Origin of the sequence: Rhodopseudomonas palustris, assembly GCF_003226555.1 — a bacterium.
GTDB lineage: Bacteria > Pseudomonadota > Alphaproteobacteria > Rhizobiales > Xanthobacteraceae > Rhodopseudomonas > Rhodopseudomonas palustris_I.
Genome location: NZ_QKQS01000023.1, coordinates 787,808 through 804,523, shown reverse-complemented (window position 1 = coordinate 804,523; position 16,716 = coordinate 787,808). Strand labels below are relative to the sequence as shown.

The following is a 16,716-nucleotide window of genomic DNA, read 5'->3' as shown; positions in this document are numbered from 1 at the left end:
CGGGATGCCGCACGACCGATCCCGATCACTCCTCCCGCGCCCAACTCGCCCGCCGGACGGCGCGTTCGCACAGGAAGTCGAGGGTGAAGCCGATCAGGCCGATGATCACCACGGTGGCGGCGAGCCGGTCGTATTCGAGCGTGTCGCGGGCGTCGTTGATGGCGTAGCCGAGCCCGGAGGTGACGCCGAGGAATTCGGCCGGCACCAGCACGATCCAGGCGACGCCGACGGCGAGGCGGATGCCGGCCAGCGAATCCTGCATGATTGCCGGCACGATGATGGTGAACAGCATGTGCCAGGGCCGGGCGCCGAGATTGCGCGCGACCTTGAACCAGGCCGGATCGATCCGCCGGAAGCCGTGCGCGGTCGAGAACAGGATCGGCCAGATCGCCGCGACGCCGATAAGAAACACGATCGCGCCGTTCCAGCTCGAAAACGCCATCACGGCGATCGGCATCCAGGCCAGCGGCGAGATCATCCGCAGGAATTGGAACGGCACCGAACTGGCCTGGCGCATGCCCTTGAACCGGCCGACCAGGATTCCGAGCGGCACGCCGAGCACGATCGCCCAGGCGAGCCCGCCGCCGATCCGCGCCAGGCTCGGCAGCGCCATCTTGATCGCCTCGCCGGAGAGCAGCATCGACCACAGCCGCTGAAACGTCGGCAGCGGAGCGAAATCGGCGAAGCTGGCCGTGCGAGGATTGGCGGCGATGATCGCTCCGCCGATCCACCACACCGCGAGCAGCGCAGCGATGCCGAGCAGCACATAGCCGAAGCTGCGCGCCGGACCGACGAGCTGTCTACCCGTTCTCAGCGACGGCGTGACAGCCGTCGTATCGTCGAGGGTCAGGTCGAGACTCACAGCGCCAGCACCTCGGTTCGGGTGAACGGATCGGCCGGATCGACGCTCGGTGAATTCTTCCAGTCCGGATACTTCAGCATCGCCGCCTTGACGAAGTCGTAGTCGACCAGATCCTTGGCGACGAATTCCGGGTCCAGCTTCTTCAGGAAGGTGGTGTCGCCGGAGACGACGGTGTCGTTCATCGACTCGACGATCAGCTTGGTGGCCGACGGATACGGCCAGGGCTGGAAATCGATCCGGCCGAGCTTCCACTCGGGGTGGGTGATGGCGTGGGTCTCGCCATAGGCCTTGTCGTCGTAATAGGTCATCGCCCGCTCGATCACCGGCGCGGGCAGCGGCAGGTAGCCCTCGCCGTCCTTCGACAGCAGCTTGGCGACTTCCTTCTTGTTGGCGCTGGCGTAGATCTCGGCGCGGACCAGTGCGTTCATCACCTTCTGGGTCCATTCCGGCTTCTTCTTCGTCACCTCCTCGTTCATGCACAGCACGCAACAGGGGTGGTTCTTCCAGATGTCGCCGGTGAAACGCAGCATCCGGCCGCCGGCCTTGATTTCGCCGAGCGCGTTGAACGGCTCTGCGACGATGTAGGCGTCGATCTTCTTGGCGGCCAGCGCCGGCGGCATGTCGGGCGGCGCCATCACCTGCAGATTGCATTCATCGGCGGCGAGCGCTTCGCCCTGTCCCTTGATCACCGGCTTGATGCCGGATTTGCGTAGCGCGTATTGCAACACGATGTTGTGCATCGAGTACCAGAACGGCACCGCGACCTGCTTGCCGCCGAGGTCCTTGAACGATTCGATGCAGGTCTCCTTGCCGACCACGAGGCCGGAGCCGTTGGTGTGCGCCCAGGCCATGATCTTGACCGGGAAGTTGTTGTTGTAGCGCATCCACACCGGGATCGGTTTGAGCAGATGCACCAGGTTGAACTTGCCGGCGGCGAAACTCTCCACCAGCGGCGACCAGCCGCGGATCAGCGTCGGACGCTCGGCCTCGAGCCCTTCGTCCTTGAAGTAACCCATGCCGTGCGCCACCAAGAGCGCGGTGGCGTCGGTGATCGGCAGATAACCGATCCGCACCACGTCGTCGTCGGCCGCACGCGCGGCTTGGCCGAAGCCGCCGAGCATCGTACCGAGCGCGGCGAGCCCGCCCGCGGCCAGCATGTCGAGCGTCTGCCGCCGGGTGATCCGAAAGCGATCGTCTTCGGAGTGGACGACGTCATCTCCGCAATTGATGCACATGGTGTTCTCCTGTTAGCGGGCGCCGGCGGCGACGATCTTCAGCGATTCGGGGCGAGGGGTTTCGGAAACGGCTGGGCTTGCGCCGCCGTGCAGCGCGCGGCCGGTAGCGCGCTCGAATGCGGCCTGCAGGTTCGCCTGGGCGGCAGCGACGCTGGCGGCGCGGCGTTCGGGATCAGGATCGCGGCGGTCGATCTCGACCATGACCATCTCGGCGATCCGTCCGGGATCGGAGGCCATCACCACCGCGCGGTCGGCCATCGCCACAGCTTCCGGGATGTCGTGGGTGACGATCACCAGCGTGATCTTCATCTCTTCGGCGATGCGGCGGACGTCGCGCTGCAGCGCGCGTCGGGTGACGGCGTCGAGCGCGGAGAACGGCTCGTCGAGCAGCAGCACTTCGGGGTCGACGGCGAGCGACCGCGCCAGCGCGACACGCTGCTGCTGGCCGCCCGACAATTCCTGCGCGTTGCGGCCCGCGTAGCCGTCGAGCTCGACGAGATGCAGCAATTCATCGACGCGCGCGGCGATCTCTTTCTTCGAACGGCCGGCGAACTTCATGCCGAGTCCGACGTTCTGCGCCACGCTCATCCACGGATACAGATTGGGCTGCTGGAACATCACGATCCAATGCGGCGACGGACCTTCGACCAGCGCGCCGTCGATCCGGATCTCGCCGGTGGTGGGTTTGGTCAGACCGGAGATGATGTGCAGCAACGTCGACTTTCCGCAGCCGGAGCGACCGACCAGTGCGAGCTGCTCGCACGGCTTGATTTCGAGATCGATACTGCTGAGGACGTTGCTGCTGGAGCGGCGGTAGCGATGGTTGACGCCCTGGATCGCGATATGCGCGCCCGGCCATGATTTCTTCGAGTGATATGCAGGCATGCGGGCCGCTGCTCCTTCGTATCGTGCAGATCGGGAAGGGAGGGTACCGGCCACAGCCGCGGCCGGTACCAAGGCTCGATTACTCAGCCGCCATCAGCGGCTGCGCCGCATAGGGCGGGCCCTGCTCGATCGGCAGCGACGGATCGCGCGACCATTCGTTCCAGGATCCGAAATACAGGCTGACGTCCTTGATGCCGGCTTCCTTCAGCGCCACCAGCGTGTTGGAGGCGCGGGCACCCTTGAAGCAGTACAGGACGACAGGTGTGTCCGGGGTGATGCCGACCGTTGCGCATTCCGCGAGGATCTCGCTCGGCGATTTGAACATCGGACCCGCCGGCGACGGCTTCATCATCCGGTACCACTCGATCCACACCGCGCCGGGGATGCGGCCTTTGCGCGGGCAGAAATCCTTGCCGTAGGGCGAGGAGCTTTCGCCGACCCATTCGTCGACGTCGCGGGTATCGAGCTTGACCTTGCTGGAATCGCCGACCGCGGCCTTCATGCCTTCGAGATCGACCAGGATCGATGCGGCGGCCGGATCGACCTTGAAGGTCTTGGGTGCCGGCGTCGGTACCTCGATCGTAGTCGGTAGGCTCGCGGCCGTCCAAGCGACGTAGCCTCCATGCAGGATCTGCACTTTCGGATAGCCGAGATATTTCAGCAGCACATAGCCGCGACACGACTGGCCAAAGCCGGTGTTCATCGACTGCTCGGTGATCACCGCGGTTTCTTCGCCGGACAGGCCGGCGGCGCCGAAGATTGCCGCGAACTTGTCGCGCATCTCGGCGACGCCGTCGGGCGTCGAGGTCGCCAGATAGGTGAAGATGTCGTGGATGTTGACGGCGCCGGGAATGTGCCCGGCCGCATAGGTCGCCGGATCGCGAGTGTCGATCACCATGGTGCCGCCCGCGGCGATCATCTCGGAAAGTTCGGCAGGCGTGACGAGAACTTTGTCGGTCATGTGTCGCTCCAGTGCTCGTTGTTGTTGCAAGACGTTTGGTCTGGCCTATCGCCCAGGGCGGTTCCCTGGGGCCGAGCTTATGAAGAGCGACCGCGACGGATCGCGGCCGCGTCGGTCTATCGTCGCGGGCTAGTGCGCCATGTCCGCGAGCATCTTGCGCAGTTGCTTGGTGGCCGGGGTGACGATGGCGACGAAGTAAGCCTCGCGCAGCCGCCGCTGCGCGGCGGCGCCGGCCACATAGCCGCGGGCGCCACAATGCAGCATCGCCGCATGTGCCGCGGCGACCGAGGCATCGCCGGCGGCGAGGCGCGCCTCGATCACCGCGCGCCAATAGCCGAGGTCGTCCTCGAACGGCGTGGCGGCGAGGCGCGCGACCTCCACCTCCATCGCTTCAAGCTGTTCGGCGATCGGCTCGGGCTGCACGTCGAGATATTTGTTGACGTGGCCGAGCGGTCCCTTGGTCTGCTGGATCAGCCGCAGGCAATCGCGGATCAGGCCGAACGCCATGCCGGCCTGCAGCAGGATGAAGCCGGCGCGAATCCGCTTGATGAACGGATCGACCGGATCGGCCAGCACCCAGGCTTCGGGCACCACCACGTCGCGCATCTGCACCGCGAAGGTGCGGGTGCCGTCGAGCGCGGTGAACTTGGCATTGTCGGCGAGGCTCACGCCCTCCGCGTTGCAAGGAATCACCGCCATCACGTTGCGGGTGCTGCCGCCGTCCTCGACCTCGAAGATCGCGCCGAAGTAATGATCGGCGCCGAGATTGGAAACGTAGGGCAGCAGGCCCTTGACGACATAGCCGCCGTCACCGCGGCGGCCTTTCAGCCGCATCGGTTCGATTCCGAACAGCGACTTCATCGGGTTCGACAGCGCGGTGCCGCCGAGCGCCGCGCCGGTGGCGATCTGCGGGCCGACGCTGGTCCGCAGATGCTGATTGTCGGACGCGTAGATGTACCAACCCAGTGCGTCCTGGCACCACATGCAGAATGACGTCGACAGGCAGTGTTCGCCGGCCGCCGCCATCGCGTTGATCGCGGTCATCAGATCGATGTTCGGGCTCATGCCCGGCAGATGGTGCGCATAGGCGCCGAGGCGCCCGAAGGCGCGCATCTGTTGCTCCGGGTAGTGGCCGTCGACGTCGATGGTGTTGACCAGCGAGGGCAGTTCGCGTGCCGCGAGCGCACGCACCGCCTCGACGACTTCGGCGCCGGGAAGCACCGTGCCGTCGCCTTTGCTCACTGACTGGACATCCAACATCGTTGTTCTCGTCCGTTTTGAAGGGGCTGGTCGGTCAGGCCATCGCGACGTCGAGATTGACCGGGCGGGAGAAGGTGTTGGCGACCGGCGACCACAGCCGCGCATGCGCGACCAGCGCTTCCAGCTCTTCGCGCGGCCGGTCGGCTTCGAAGCTCACCTTGGCGCGCACGTCGGTGAAGCCTACCGGCTTCTCCGACAGGTCGCCGGTGCCCCAGACGCCGGTGATGTTGAGGTCACCTTCGAGCTCGATCTCGAGCTTGTAGACGGTGATGCCGCGGGCCACCGCGTTGGCATGGATGCCGACCGCGAGGCAGGAGCCGAGCGCGGCAAGCGAGGCTTCGGACGGATTCGGCGCGGTGTCGTCGCCGAGCAGGCCCGGCGGCTCGTCGACGATGTAGGGCGGCAGGGTGCGGATGAAGTTGAGGTGGCGGAAGCGGCCTTCGGCGATGGTCTTGCACTTCAGCGTCTTGATCACCGTCGGGTCGGCCTTGCCCTTGGCGATCAGATCGTCGAGGCCGGCCTTGTCGATCGGTGCGAGGCAGCCGGTCAGGGCGGTCGGGCTATCGGGGGTCAGGCAGGCGGTCACGGCGGTGGCGGCTTTTGTCATGGGATCTCCTCTGGCTGCCATTCGGTCGGCAGCGCTATTAGCTACAGACCGTTCTGTATCAGCACGAAGCGTGCCAGATTCCCGCTTCACAAAAACCCGAGCAGTTTCAATGACGGTGGTATCTGGACCCGGAGCTCAATCTTTGAGCGCGCCACATTTCCGTTCACGCGCCGCGGCAATTGCCCGCTTGCGCGGCAAAAGTTCCGCTGTGAACAGACCATTAGGTTTCCTCGATTGCGGAATCCCGAATGTCGCGATATGTGCCAAGCATGGCAGACGCAGCGAACCTCGTGATCGATGTCGCCCGTGAGGCGAAGCTGTCGCCACGCGACCGGCTGATCGACAGCGCCCGCAGTCTGTTCTGCCGCTACGGCATCAACTCGGTCGGCGTCGACGCCATCATCGAGCAGGCCGGCACAGCCAAGACGACGCTGTACAAGCTGTTCGGCTCCAAGGACGGCCTGGTCGAAGCCGTGCTAGAACGTGAAGGTCAGAGCTGGCGCGCGTGGTTTCTGGAGTCGATCGACGGGCCCGGCGGCACTGCACGCGAGCGGCTGGGGCGGATTGGTCCTGCGCTGAAAGAGTGGTTCACCCGCGGCGACTTCTACGGCTGCCCGTTCATCAATGCGGTCGGCGAGTCCGACAAGAACGACGACCGGATGCGAAGTCTGGCGATCGCGCACAAGACCATCGTGCTCGATCGTCTCACGGCGCTCTGCGCCGAGGCCGGCATCGAGCAGCCGACCGAGGTCGCCCATACCCTCGGCCTGGTCATCGACGGCGCGATCGTGATGGCGCTGGTGACCCGCGATCCATCCGCCGCCGACGTCGCCGGGCGCGCCTGTGCGGCGGTTCTGCCCGCCTGACCGATCAGCGGCCGAGCAGCTCCTTCGCCACTTTCTTCACGAAAAACTGCGACGACGCGATGGTGAGATGGCTGCCGTCGAACGTCACCGGCGCGCCGTCGCCGGGCACGGCGAGCAGGCAGCCCTGATCGTTGCAATAGACCGGTGTCGGCGAAATGAACTCGGCGCCCTGCGCGGTGAAGAACCCGCGCAGCCGCTCGTTGGCGTCTGCTTCCGAGCGGTCCAATCGCGGCGGGCCGTCTCGTGTGGGAATCTCGGCCGCGGTGATCAGGCCGGCGGCCTCGGCGCGGTAGGCCTGAGCGAGAACGCGCTTCGGCGGCGTTCGCCAGCTCGGAAACTTGCCGACCACCACGATTCGCCGGACGCCAATGCTGCGCAGTTCGGCGAGCGTTGCCTTGATCATGGTGTCGATCGCCGCGGGATCACGGTCGGGACCGTCGTAATCGTGCCACTGCCGGGCCACCAGGACGACGGTGTCCGGCTTCAGCGCCTTCAGGCGTTCGCGCGCATTGTCGTTGGCGGCCGTGCAGCCCGGCGTCTGCGTGCTGACGTAACCGAAGATCGGTGGGCAGCCCGCGGTGGTGTATTGCGAGAGGCTGAAGCCGCCATCGCTTTGCTGCAAGGCACGCAAGCCGGGATAAAGATGCGCGGCGTGCGAGTCGCCCCACAGTGCGATCCGCGGCAGGCTAGGCGAAGCTGCATCGTCACAGTCGGGCGCGAAGCTCGAGCCTGACCCAAGGAAGCAGCTTGCCAGCCGGTATGCCGGCATCGCCTCGGCCTGATGGTCGCGGGTGACGATCTGCACGCTGGCGCCAAAGCGCGACGGAACGCCGTCAGCCAGGTAAATGCCGGCCCCGATTAGGCCGACCATCGCGACGCCGGCGAAGGCCGCGGCGGTTTTCGCCCGGGTCGGCCGATAGCGGATCTTGGGCTCGACGAACCGATAGGTGAAGTCGGCAAGTCCGAACGCCACCGCCACCGCGATCAGCTTCATCAGCGGCGGCGGCTCCTCGCCGAGCCGCGCGATCCGGATCGCGGCCAGCACCGGCCAATGCCACAGATACAGCGGGTAGCTGATCAGCCCGACATAGACCATCGCGCGGTTGCCGAGCAGCCGCCGTCCGATCCAGGTGTCCGGACCCGCTGCGATCAGCAGTGCAGCACCGAGCACCGGTAGCACGGCCCACCAACCCGGAAAGGCGCGGCTGCGGTCAATCAGGGCAGCGCCGGTTGCGATCAGCGCGAGGCCAGCGATCGCGCCGATATTGCGCAACGTGACGGCGTGCTGCGCGAATGGCGCCATGCGGTTCGCCGTGGCGATCGCCAGCAGGCAGCCGGTCATCAGTTCCCAGAACCGCGTCACCGGCAGGTAGAACGCGGCGGTCGGGTGTGTCGGCGTCAGCAGCAGATTGGTCGCGAAGGATGCCAGCAGGATCGCCACCGCCGCCACCACGGCGCCGTTCTTCCAGCGCCACGCCAGAACGATCACCGGCGGCCACAGCAGATAGAACTGCTCCTCGACGCCGAGCGACCATAGATGCAGCAGCGGGTTCAGTTCGGACGCGGTGTCGAAATAGCCGGCGTCATGCAGCAGCGCGATGTTGGCCAGGAACGCGGCGCCGAAGCCGATCGCTTTGCCGGCGTCGCGATAATCGACCGGAAACAGCAGAAACCAGCCGCCGATCGCGCACGCCGCGAGCACCAGCAGCAGCGCCGGGAAAATCCGGTTGATGCGGCGCGCATAGAAGGTCGCGAAGCTGAAGTCGCCGCGGTCGAGCGCCTGGCAGACGATCGACGTGATCAGGAATCCCGAGATCACGAAAAACACGTCGACGCCGATGAAACCACCACGAACCGCCGCAGGGAAGGCGTGGAACCCAACCACCAGCAGAACTGCGATTGCGCGCAGGCCATCGATATCGCTGCGATAGGCAGGTCTCATTGGGAACTATCGTCCTGGGAAGAGCAATTCAGTCGATTTGAGCGCGGCGTGTGCGGTCAGAGCGGACCGATGCGAGCCCGGCGTCATCGCGAAGTGGTCCGGAGCTGTCAAGTTACGGGTCGGTCGTTGCGAATTCGTCGCAGGTCTTCTCTGCAGGAATCGCAGTGCGTTGCCCCATCGTGGTGGCCGGGCTAACACTCGAATTGGTTCCAGTCAGGACGACGCCATGCAGATTCAACGTCACCGCATCGAACTCGCCACCACGGCTTCAATCCAGTTGATCGACATCACCGATCAGGTCCGCCGCTTCGTCACCTCGAGCGGCGTCAAGGATGGTCTGATCACAGTGAGCTGCCTGCACACCACGGCGCGGATCAACGTCAACGAGCGCGAGGAAAAGCTCGAGCGCGACATGCTGACCTTCCTGAAGCGGTTCGTGCCGCGTGACGGCGACTATCTGCACAATCTCGATCCGGTCGACGGCCGCGACAACGCACACTCGCATCTGATCGGGCTGTTCATGAATTCGTCGGAGACGATCCCGGTCGCCAAAGGCGCGATGGTGCTCGGCGAATGGCAATCGGTGTTCTTCATCGAGCTCGACGGTCCGCGCGAGCGCCGCGGCGTCGAATTGCAGATCATCGGTCAGGGCTAGTCGCGACCGCGCCTCCACCGAAAGAACGGGGTGCTACGGATGGATACGCGAGCTGCGCCCGCGTATGACCGCAGCGGTATCACCAAACAGGTCATCAGCCATGACGCCGGACGACATCGCAGGCTTCTACGCCAAGCGCGCGGATCTCGACCTCGACAATTACATCGAGCTCGATTTCGATTTCGAATGCGCCGGCGATCCGCGCGAAGCGGCGGCGCATCTGTGCAGCGAGCAGTCGACCGCGCAGTGGCGGCGGGTCGGCTTCGATGAAGATTTCCGGCCGCGCTTCGCCGCCAAGGTTCTGGAGCTGTCGGTCGCGCCGCGCCCGTCGGGCTTCAGCATTCCGGTCGAGTGCGCGGCGCGCGGCCCGGTGCATGCCTGCCGCGTCACCATCGCGCATCCGCACGGCAATTTCGGCGCCAAGATTCCGAACCTGTTGTCGGCGGTGTGCGGCGAGGGCGTGTTCTTCTCGCCCGGCATTCCGCTGATCCGGCTGCAGGACATCCGATTTCCGGAGGCGTATCTCGCCGCGTTCGATGGCCCGCGGTTCGGCATCGCGGGCTTACGCGAGCGGCTGCAGGCATTCGATCGCCCGATCTTCTTCGGCGTGATCAAGCCGAATATCGGTCTGCCGCCGCAGCCGTTCGCCGAGCTCGGCTATCAGAGCTGGAGCGGCGGTCTCGACATCGCCAAGGACGACGAGATGCTGGCGGACGTCGATTGGTGTCCGCTCGCCGAACGCGCCGCGCTGCTCGGCGACGCCTGCCGGCGTGCCGCATCCGAGACCGGCGTGCCGAAAATCTATCTCGCCAACATCACCGACGAGGTCGATCGCCTGATCGAGCTGCACGATGTCGCAGTGAACAACGGCGCGGGTGCGCTCTTGGTCAACGCGATGCCGGTGGGCCTCTCCGCCGTGCGGATGCTGCGCAAGCACGCCACCGTGCCGCTGATGGCGCATTTCCCGTTCATCGCCGCGTTCAGCCGGCTGGCGAATTACGGCATCCATTCGCGGGTGATGACGCGGCTGCAGCGGCTGGCCGGCTTCGACGTCGTGATCATGCCGGGCTTCGGTCCGCGGATGATGACGCCGGAGCACGAGGTGCTCGATTGCATCCGCGCCTGCCTGGAGCCGATGGGACCGATCAAGCCGTGTCTTCCAGTGCCGGGCGGCAGCGACTCCGCTGCGACGCTGGAGACTGTGTATCGCAAGGTCGGCAGCGCCGATTTCGGCTTCGTGCCCGGCCGCGGCGTGTTCGGCCACCCGATGGGCCCGGCCGCCGGCGCAGCATCGATCCGGCAAGCCTGGGACGCCATCGCGGCAGGCATTCCGGTAGCGGATCACGCTGCCGGCCATCCGGAGCTGGCGGCGGCGCTGCAGACGTTCGGCGGGCGCTGACCGACACCCGCCGCGATTGCCCGCGCCTTAGCGCGGCAGTTCGGTGAAGCTGACGATCACGGCGCTGCGCCGCCCTTGGCTCGGCACGCCGTCGCGGTGAATGCCGGCGGGATCGTAGATCACCGCATTGCCCTGGCTACTGGTCACTGCGACCTGGTTCTCGGCAATCGCGGCGGTGAAGTTGTTGTCGGCGACCAGATCGGCACCGAACGCCGCCTTGCGCTGCAGGCCGGCGGGCAATGCGTAGAATGTCTCGCGTGCCGCTGGCAGCGTCGACGACAGTCCGCACAGGTCGTTGGCGCGGCGGATCATCGCGTCCCAGAACCGGCGGCCGGCGCGGTTGCTGCCTGCCACATACGTCAGCGGGCCGTTTGTAGTGCCGGTCTCACCGAGATACACCACCATCTTCAGCACGTTGTAGCCTGTATCGACCTTGAAGCCATCGCACGGCGAGGCATCGACGCTGACATCGGCGAACGGGCTGGACAGTGCGCCGTTCGGCGCTTCCGTCATCTCGGCGGTGATCCGACCGATGCCGACAGGGCGCTTCAGGTAACCGCTGGCAGCTTCGGTGAGGCCGGCATCCGCGGCGACCTGGTTGAACCATTTGTACAGGTCGGGAGCCGTGGCCGGATCGATCACCACGCGGGTCGAATCCGGATCGCCGGGAATCGCAACGCGATGCTCCAGCGTCTTGAACGCGGCATCGAGCTGATTGCGCAGCTCGACGATCTTATCGGGCCCGAGCTGCACGGCGGCGAAGCCGTCGCGGGCGAGCGGGGCGAACACAGCGCTGCCGCGCTCGGTCTTCGGCGCATAGGCCGCGCCGGCGCTGAACCGGCCGAGCCGCTGCAGCATGATCAGACGCAAATAGGTCGGCAGGCTGCGCAGCGTCGTGACGAAGCGGTTGCCGGTTTCGGCGGGACGCGGCAGATGCTCGACATCGATCATCCGCTGTGCGGTGGTGAGACAGAATCCGTAGCCGAAAATCGTGATCGCCTTCAGCCGGGCGCCGAGCATCGGCATCGACATCACGCGCCCATAGGCCGGGTGGGCGTCGTAGTCGATCGTCGGCAGGTGATCGAACGGATAGGATTTCGTTTCGGATTGCATGACCAGCCCCTCTGAAGGCATCACCGATAGCACTGACGCACGAATTGAATATGGCGGTGGGGCGCGAGTCGGGCGAGTTGGCAATCCGGCCAACACAGATCTCGTGCGCGACTCAACGCAACGGCCGCCTCGGTATCCGAAGCGGCCGCGAGATGTCGGAAGGCCCGGCGCAGATCAGATCCAGGCGAAGTTCGCCGCCGGTCGTGCACTGCGGTTGAGCAGCGAGCGCATCAGGCAGCGTTCGATCTGTACCGAGGAGATCGTGGCTGAGTCGGCGCCGACCAGCGCGCCTGCGTCGCTGCGCTCGGCGAATACCCGGCCGCTGGCGACCACGGCCAGTGCCGGATTGCGCGATGCGGCGCGCATCTTGCGGATGGTCTCCGCCATGCGTGGCAGCCAATGCTCACGGCGGAGCGCCGGCGACAGCGAGATGTTGACAGCGTCGAACCAGCCGCTCGCGACCAGGTCGGACAACGTGCGATCGGAGTCGGGAAACTCGGAGACCGTATTCCACCCGGCCTGGCGCAGCAGCTCGGCGTGCAGCGCTGCACAGAATGAATGCGGTTCGCCGGGCTGCGACACCAACAGCACGGTGCGCGGCTGCGAGCGAGCGAGCGGCGCCGACAGCAAATCGAAGCTGATCCGGCGCATCGCTGTCTGAAGATGGCAAAGCCCGATGGTGACCTCGAACTCGCTGCAGGCGTCTTCGCTCCACAGATTGCCGAGGCCGCGGGCGGTCGGTTCGAACAGACCGGTGAACATCGCGGTCGGCGACGACGCCCGCGCGAGCGATCTGTCGATCAGGTCGAACGCGTCGGTGAGATTCGGCGCGATCAGGAGCCGGGCCAGTTCTGCGGCTCGTGCTTCCGCCGGATCCTGCGCGGGGCGCGTCTTGGCGGTGTGCTTGACGACGAGATGCGGAATAACAGTCGAGACAATGCTTTCGGTCTGCACGGCATGCACTCGATCTGGTTGCCCTCAAACACAGGAAAACGAAGCTGAACGAATGCGATGGAACCGTAGCCGCTGCCGAGGGGAAGCAGGGAGTGGATCGCCTCGTGCGGCTGGGAGCCGGTTCACAAACTGCCAGCACCGTTGCCGCGTTGCGAAGGGAGCCCCGGAATCGCACGGTCGTCCTTGCTCTAAATCAAAAGGAGGGAATTGCCTCGCCGGCGGCGGCAACGCCCGCGACCGGGGCGAGGCTGCCTGCGATAGCGGCATAGGGTCGCGGCAGGCCGGTGAGGGCCCGGCGTCGTGGTCACGCCGCCTGGGCCAAAACAGTCCTGCTTCACGCCGCGACGTGTAGTTCAGCTGCGGCGGATTCAGAGGCGAAGGCCCGCTCAGAATTGGGGCTCCCGCACCTCGAGAGCGACCCTGATACCGAAGCGCGGTGCTGAGAATTAGTACGCAAACACCGTTCGAATCACTTGCCGCTAAGGAGTGAAGCCAGCGCTTACTCCATTGTCTTGGGTCAAGCGAGATTGCGGACTTGTCTGTATATTTACAGCCGCGCGAATCGGAGCAAAACTGATTCCACGGATCGTGACTTACTGAGCAACTACCTGTTTAATCAAAGAGTTAGACGGCTAATTGACTCGTGGTGATTCGCGATTCTCTCGAACGAGTGTCTGGTTACCAGTCGCTCGTTCACCGTTCCAGCGTGAGGCGTTTTCTTAGCATGTCCGAAACAGGTCCATGCGGGAGTTAGCGAACCGTTAACGTTAATAAGTAAAGCGTTGTTCACGCTGTTCACCTTAGGGGGCAAGCCGCCCCTAATTGAAGAAAGCTGGAGAACTACGATGCAATTCGATCTGTCCAACCGAAACCTAGCCCAGAAGATCTCGATCCTCGTCTTGGGAATTACGCTGTTCGCCTCGGTCGCCATCGGTGGCGTTGGGGAAATGGTCTTGCACAAAGTGACCGATAGCCACGCCAAGCAGACGGCGCGCGTCGCGTCGCTGGACCGTCTGGTGGGCCAAGGAGGTGCGACACTGTCGCCAGTCCGCGCCGCGGACGGCAGCATTGTCGGTATGCTGGTAATGCAGCAGGATTCCGGACCCGTGGTGATGCCTGCCTCGTTCGACGGCCAGGGGCTGGTGGTTCAGGCCTCCGAGACGGTCGTGACTTCGACGCCTGACTACGGTGTCGGCGCCGCCCGCACCATGCTGCTGCTTGCTGGTGTCGTGGTGTTCGCCGTGGTCGGTCTGGTTGGGACCCGGATTTCGCGCGGCCTGCTGGCGCCGCTCGGTGAGCTCGAGAAGGACGTCGAACGCCTCGCTTCCGGCGACACCAGCGTTCGCATTCATGCGCTGAGCCGCTCGGATGAAATCGGCCGGATCGCGCGGTCGATCGCCAAGATCCAGCAGTCGCTGATCGAGCTGGCGAAGCTGAAGAGTCATCGCGTGCTCGACGGCACCAGCGGCATTCTGGCCAATCTCAAGGAAATGTGGATGGATCTGAAGGGGGCGGTCAGCAATGCCCGCGAGATGCTGTTCACGGACGGACGGACGGTCAGCGAGACGCTATCGCGATCGTGGAGCAACTGGCTACACAACGGCCTGGGCGTCCCGAAGCGCGCCTGATCGGCGCCTCGCCTCGCAACCCTGAACGCGCCTCCTGGAGTTATTGAAGGCGCGATGATCAAGACCACGCGTTGAGATCAATACCATCGAGGCTCACCCAGGCGGGTGAGCCGGCACCAACAAAAGCCCGCGCATCGCCGCGGGCTTTTCTATTTGGAGCGGGCGCAGCTCCAAGGGGCGATGACCGCATCGGCCGGGCGGGAGCCGCAACAATTCGGTCGAGCGCCAGCCTGGTCGTCGCACGGAAGGCGTTCCCTGGCCGGCTCAAACACGCCGTGCAGCGACGCGGGGGCGGAAGCGGGAAACACCTGGCCAACAGCAGACGGCGTGTGGAACCGCAACTGCGCGCCGGCCGGTGAGCCGCGCGCAATTTGTGATGCCTGGCGTGACGATTGAAAGAGAAGGGTGGTGCCGCAAGAGGGATTCGAACCCCCGACCCCGTCATTACGAATGACGTGCTCTACCAGCTGAGCTATTGCGGCGACCGCGAGCGCGCTGACGAAGCGGCCCGAAACGTCGGCTCCTGATATCGGGCGGCGGCCGGATTGGCAAGAACCTGGGCGTCACAACCGGCGGTCGGAGCGTCCGCCGATGTCGTTTTCTGTTCCGTCGTTGGACGATCGAACTTCGACCCGGAAGCTCAGCGCGGTGGCCGGTAGCCTCGCCACCCGCTCTGACCGGCCGGTGCCTGCGCTTGTTCGGTGAAATCCTCCGGGGCGGCGTCTTCGTCGACACCCGGATCGTCCGGCGCTCGCACGATCGGGATCACCGGCGCGGCTTCCTTGCGGCGGTGGAACAGCGGCGCCGGAGACGGCGTTGCCGTAGCTACTACGGTTTCGGTCGTCGCGTCCGCCGCTTTGGCGGGCTTGTCTGATTTGGCCGGCTCTTCGATGGCGGAGGGTACTTCCTTCGGAGCCACGATCGGAGCCTCGTTTGCGGGCTCCACGGTCACCGTTACGGCTTCATCCGACGCCGAACTGGCTGGCAGCGTCTCGCTGGCCGCTGAGGCGATCAGCGCGTCGTGGAACTTGTCGTCGATCACCTCGGCCTTAGTCGATGGCAGAGCCGAAACCGGCACCTGCCACTGGAATGCGTCGAGTCGTCCGGTGACCGGCGACACCGGCCGCCATTGCTCGGACACATAGCCGTCCGCAGTCCACACCGGGTCGTGCAGAGCGCGCACCGCCCGCAGCGTCCAGGCTCGCGCCTTCGCGGTATCGCCACGGTCGCCATGCTCGATCTCGGCCATCAGCATCGCCACTCGCTGGGTCGGCATGTCGAGATAGGGCAGCAGCGCCTCGCGGGCGCGGCCGAACGAACCGGCGTCGATCGCCGCGCGGGCGAGGGCGACAGCGCTTTCGAGCTGTTGCGGCCCCTTGCCGATCAGGTTCTCGACCCGGCCGAGCCGCGCGGTCGCAGTGTCGCCCGGCTTCAGGTTGGCGTAGGTCGAAGCCAGATCCGGATGCGGCTGCGCCTGCCAGGCGGTCTCGATCACCTTCATGGCGCGGCGGACCTGATGGGCATCGGCCAGGTACTTCGCCGCCAGCACCGCCGCCGGCACCAAGGTCGGCGCCAGCTTGTTGGCCTCCAGCGCGCTGTCGCGGGCGAGGCTCTCGTCGCTTTCGGCCAGATCGGTCGCCCGCGCGGTCAGCAGCACCGCGCGCTGCCGGCGAAACGCCTTCTTGTCGATCAGCCCCGCCGACAGGTTGCGCTCCAGAATCTCCAGCGCCCCGGTCCAGTCGGCGCGGGCGCAGCGGAAGCCGAGCACCGCCTGCGACGCCCAGGCACAATTCGGCTGCAGCCGCAGCGCCTCTTCGGCGATCGCCAAGGCGGCGTAAGGATCGTCGGCGCGCTGCGCTTCGATGTACAGCCCGCGCATGCCGAGGGATTTGGTGTCCTTGCGGGCGGCCATCGCCAGGAACGCGCGGCGGGCGCCTTCGCGATCGCCTTCGAGTTGCGCCGACTGCGCCTGCAGCAGCAAAGCGAGCGGATCATGCGGCGCGTGCCGCCGCGCCGTGTTGGCATGGGCGCGGGCGGCGCTGCTGTCGCCATGGCCGACCGCGAGCAGGCCCTGGGTGATGGCGTCGCGCGCGCGGGCGCTGCGCCGCGAGCTGCGGCCGCGCTTCATCCAGCCGGGCGCGCGCAGCACGCCGAGGATGATCGCCCAGGTCAGCATCGTGCCGACGATCGCCGCACCGACCACCAATGCGAACACCGGAAGCGTCATCGACGCCCGCCAGTCGTTCCATGACAACACGACTTCGCCGGGCTGATCGGCCACCCAGGCAGCGCCCGCTGCCGCGAGCGCGATGATCACGAGAAACAGAACGATGCGCAGCATGGGCAGAC

At 65.7% G+C, this 16,716-nt stretch carries 14 protein-coding genes and 1 tRNA gene; 4 read left to right on the top strand and 11 right to left on the bottom strand.

The features are described from left to right. Positions 1-25: 25 nt before the first annotated feature. From DNX69_RS16240 to DNX69_RS16215, 6 genes are all read right to left on the bottom strand, one after another. On the bottom strand, positions 26-862 hold the full coding sequence (locus DNX69_RS16240; protein WP_110786987.1) for an ABC transporter permease: 837 nt from the start codon (positions 860-862) through the stop codon (positions 26-28). Next, complete coding sequence (locus DNX69_RS16235) at positions 859-2,097, bottom strand: ABC transporter substrate-binding protein (RefSeq protein WP_110786986.1); 1,239 nt, start codon at positions 2,095-2,097, stop codon at positions 859-861. The genes DNX69_RS16240 and DNX69_RS16235 overlap by 4 nt, the downstream gene beginning before the upstream one ends. A 12-nt stretch (positions 2,098-2,109) precedes the next feature. Next, the gene (locus tag DNX69_RS16230) at positions 2,110-2,982 is read right to left on the bottom strand and encodes an ABC transporter ATP-binding protein (protein ID WP_110786985.1); all 873 of its coding nucleotides are present in this window, start codon (positions 2,980-2,982) and stop codon (positions 2,110-2,112) included. Between the two features lie 79 nt (positions 2,983-3,061). Next, positions 3,062-3,943, bottom strand: coding sequence for a sulfurtransferase (locus DNX69_RS16225; protein ID WP_110786984.1), 882 nt, complete (start codon positions 3,941-3,943; stop codon positions 3,062-3,064). Positions 3,944-4,072: 129 nt separating this feature from the next. After that, positions 4,073-5,203, bottom strand: a complete 1,131-nt coding sequence (locus tag DNX69_RS16220) for an acyl-CoA dehydrogenase family protein (protein WP_110786983.1) — start codon at positions 5,201-5,203, stop codon at positions 4,073-4,075. A gap of 34 nt (positions 5,204-5,237) precedes the next feature. Then, complete coding sequence (locus DNX69_RS16215; protein ID WP_110786982.1) at positions 5,238-5,810, bottom strand: OsmC family protein; 573 nt, start codon at positions 5,808-5,810, stop codon at positions 5,238-5,240. A 269-nt stretch (positions 5,811-6,079) separates the two neighbouring features. On the opposite strand from DNX69_RS16215, the gene DNX69_RS16210 reads away from it, so the two are divergent. Next, entirely contained in the window at positions 6,080-6,676 is a 597-nt protein-coding gene (locus DNX69_RS16210) for a TetR/AcrR family transcriptional regulator (RefSeq protein WP_110786981.1), read from the top strand. Between the two features lie 4 nt (positions 6,677-6,680). Here the strand turns inward: DNX69_RS16210 and DNX69_RS16205 are convergent, their stop codons facing one another. Next, complete coding sequence (locus DNX69_RS16205; RefSeq protein ID WP_110786980.1) at positions 6,681-8,618, bottom strand: acyltransferase family protein; 1,938 nt, start codon at positions 8,616-8,618, stop codon at positions 6,681-6,683. 226 nt (positions 8,619-8,844) lie between these two features. On the opposite strand from DNX69_RS16205, the gene DNX69_RS16200 reads away from it, so the two are divergent. Continuing rightward, on the top strand, positions 8,845-9,273 hold the full coding sequence (locus DNX69_RS16200; protein ID WP_110786979.1) for a secondary thiamine-phosphate synthase enzyme YjbQ: 429 nt from the start codon (positions 8,845-8,847) through the stop codon (positions 9,271-9,273). 100 nt (positions 9,274-9,373) lie between these two features. Beyond that, on the top strand, positions 9,374-10,672 hold the full coding sequence (locus DNX69_RS16195; RefSeq protein ID WP_110786978.1) for a RuBisCO large subunit C-terminal-like domain-containing protein: 1,299 nt from the start codon (positions 9,374-9,376) through the stop codon (positions 10,670-10,672). A 27-nt stretch (positions 10,673-10,699) separates the two neighbouring features. Here DNX69_RS16195 and DNX69_RS16190 read toward each other — a convergent pair whose 3' ends face one another. Next, positions 10,700-11,785 (bottom strand): hypothetical protein, encoded by a 1,086-nt coding sequence (locus tag DNX69_RS16190; RefSeq protein ID WP_110786977.1) that lies wholly within the window; start codon positions 11,783-11,785, stop codon positions 10,700-10,702. 174 nt (positions 11,786-11,959) lie between these two features. Next, positions 11,960-12,739: a cobalamin B12-binding domain-containing protein gene (locus tag DNX69_RS16185; protein WP_234826988.1), complete on the bottom strand. Its 780-nt coding sequence runs from the start codon at positions 12,737-12,739 to the stop codon at positions 11,960-11,962. A gap of 845 nt (positions 12,740-13,584) precedes the next feature. On the opposite strand from DNX69_RS16185, the gene DNX69_RS16180 reads away from it, so the two are divergent. Then, positions 13,585-14,367, top strand: coding sequence for a HAMP domain-containing protein (locus tag DNX69_RS16180; RefSeq protein WP_110786975.1), 783 nt, complete (start codon positions 13,585-13,587; stop codon positions 14,365-14,367). 406 nt (positions 14,368-14,773) lie between these two features. Here DNX69_RS16180 and DNX69_RS16175 read toward each other — a convergent pair. Then, positions 14,774-14,849: transfer RNA gene (locus tag DNX69_RS16175), tRNA-Thr, on the bottom strand. 158 nt (positions 14,850-15,007) lie between these two features. Continuing rightward, positions 15,008-16,708 carry a heme biosynthesis protein HemY gene (locus tag DNX69_RS16170; protein WP_110786974.1) on the bottom strand — a complete coding sequence of 567 codons (1,701 nt, stop codon included), beginning with the start codon at positions 16,706-16,708 and terminating at the stop codon, positions 15,008-15,010. Positions 16,709-16,716: the final 8 nt, after the last annotated feature.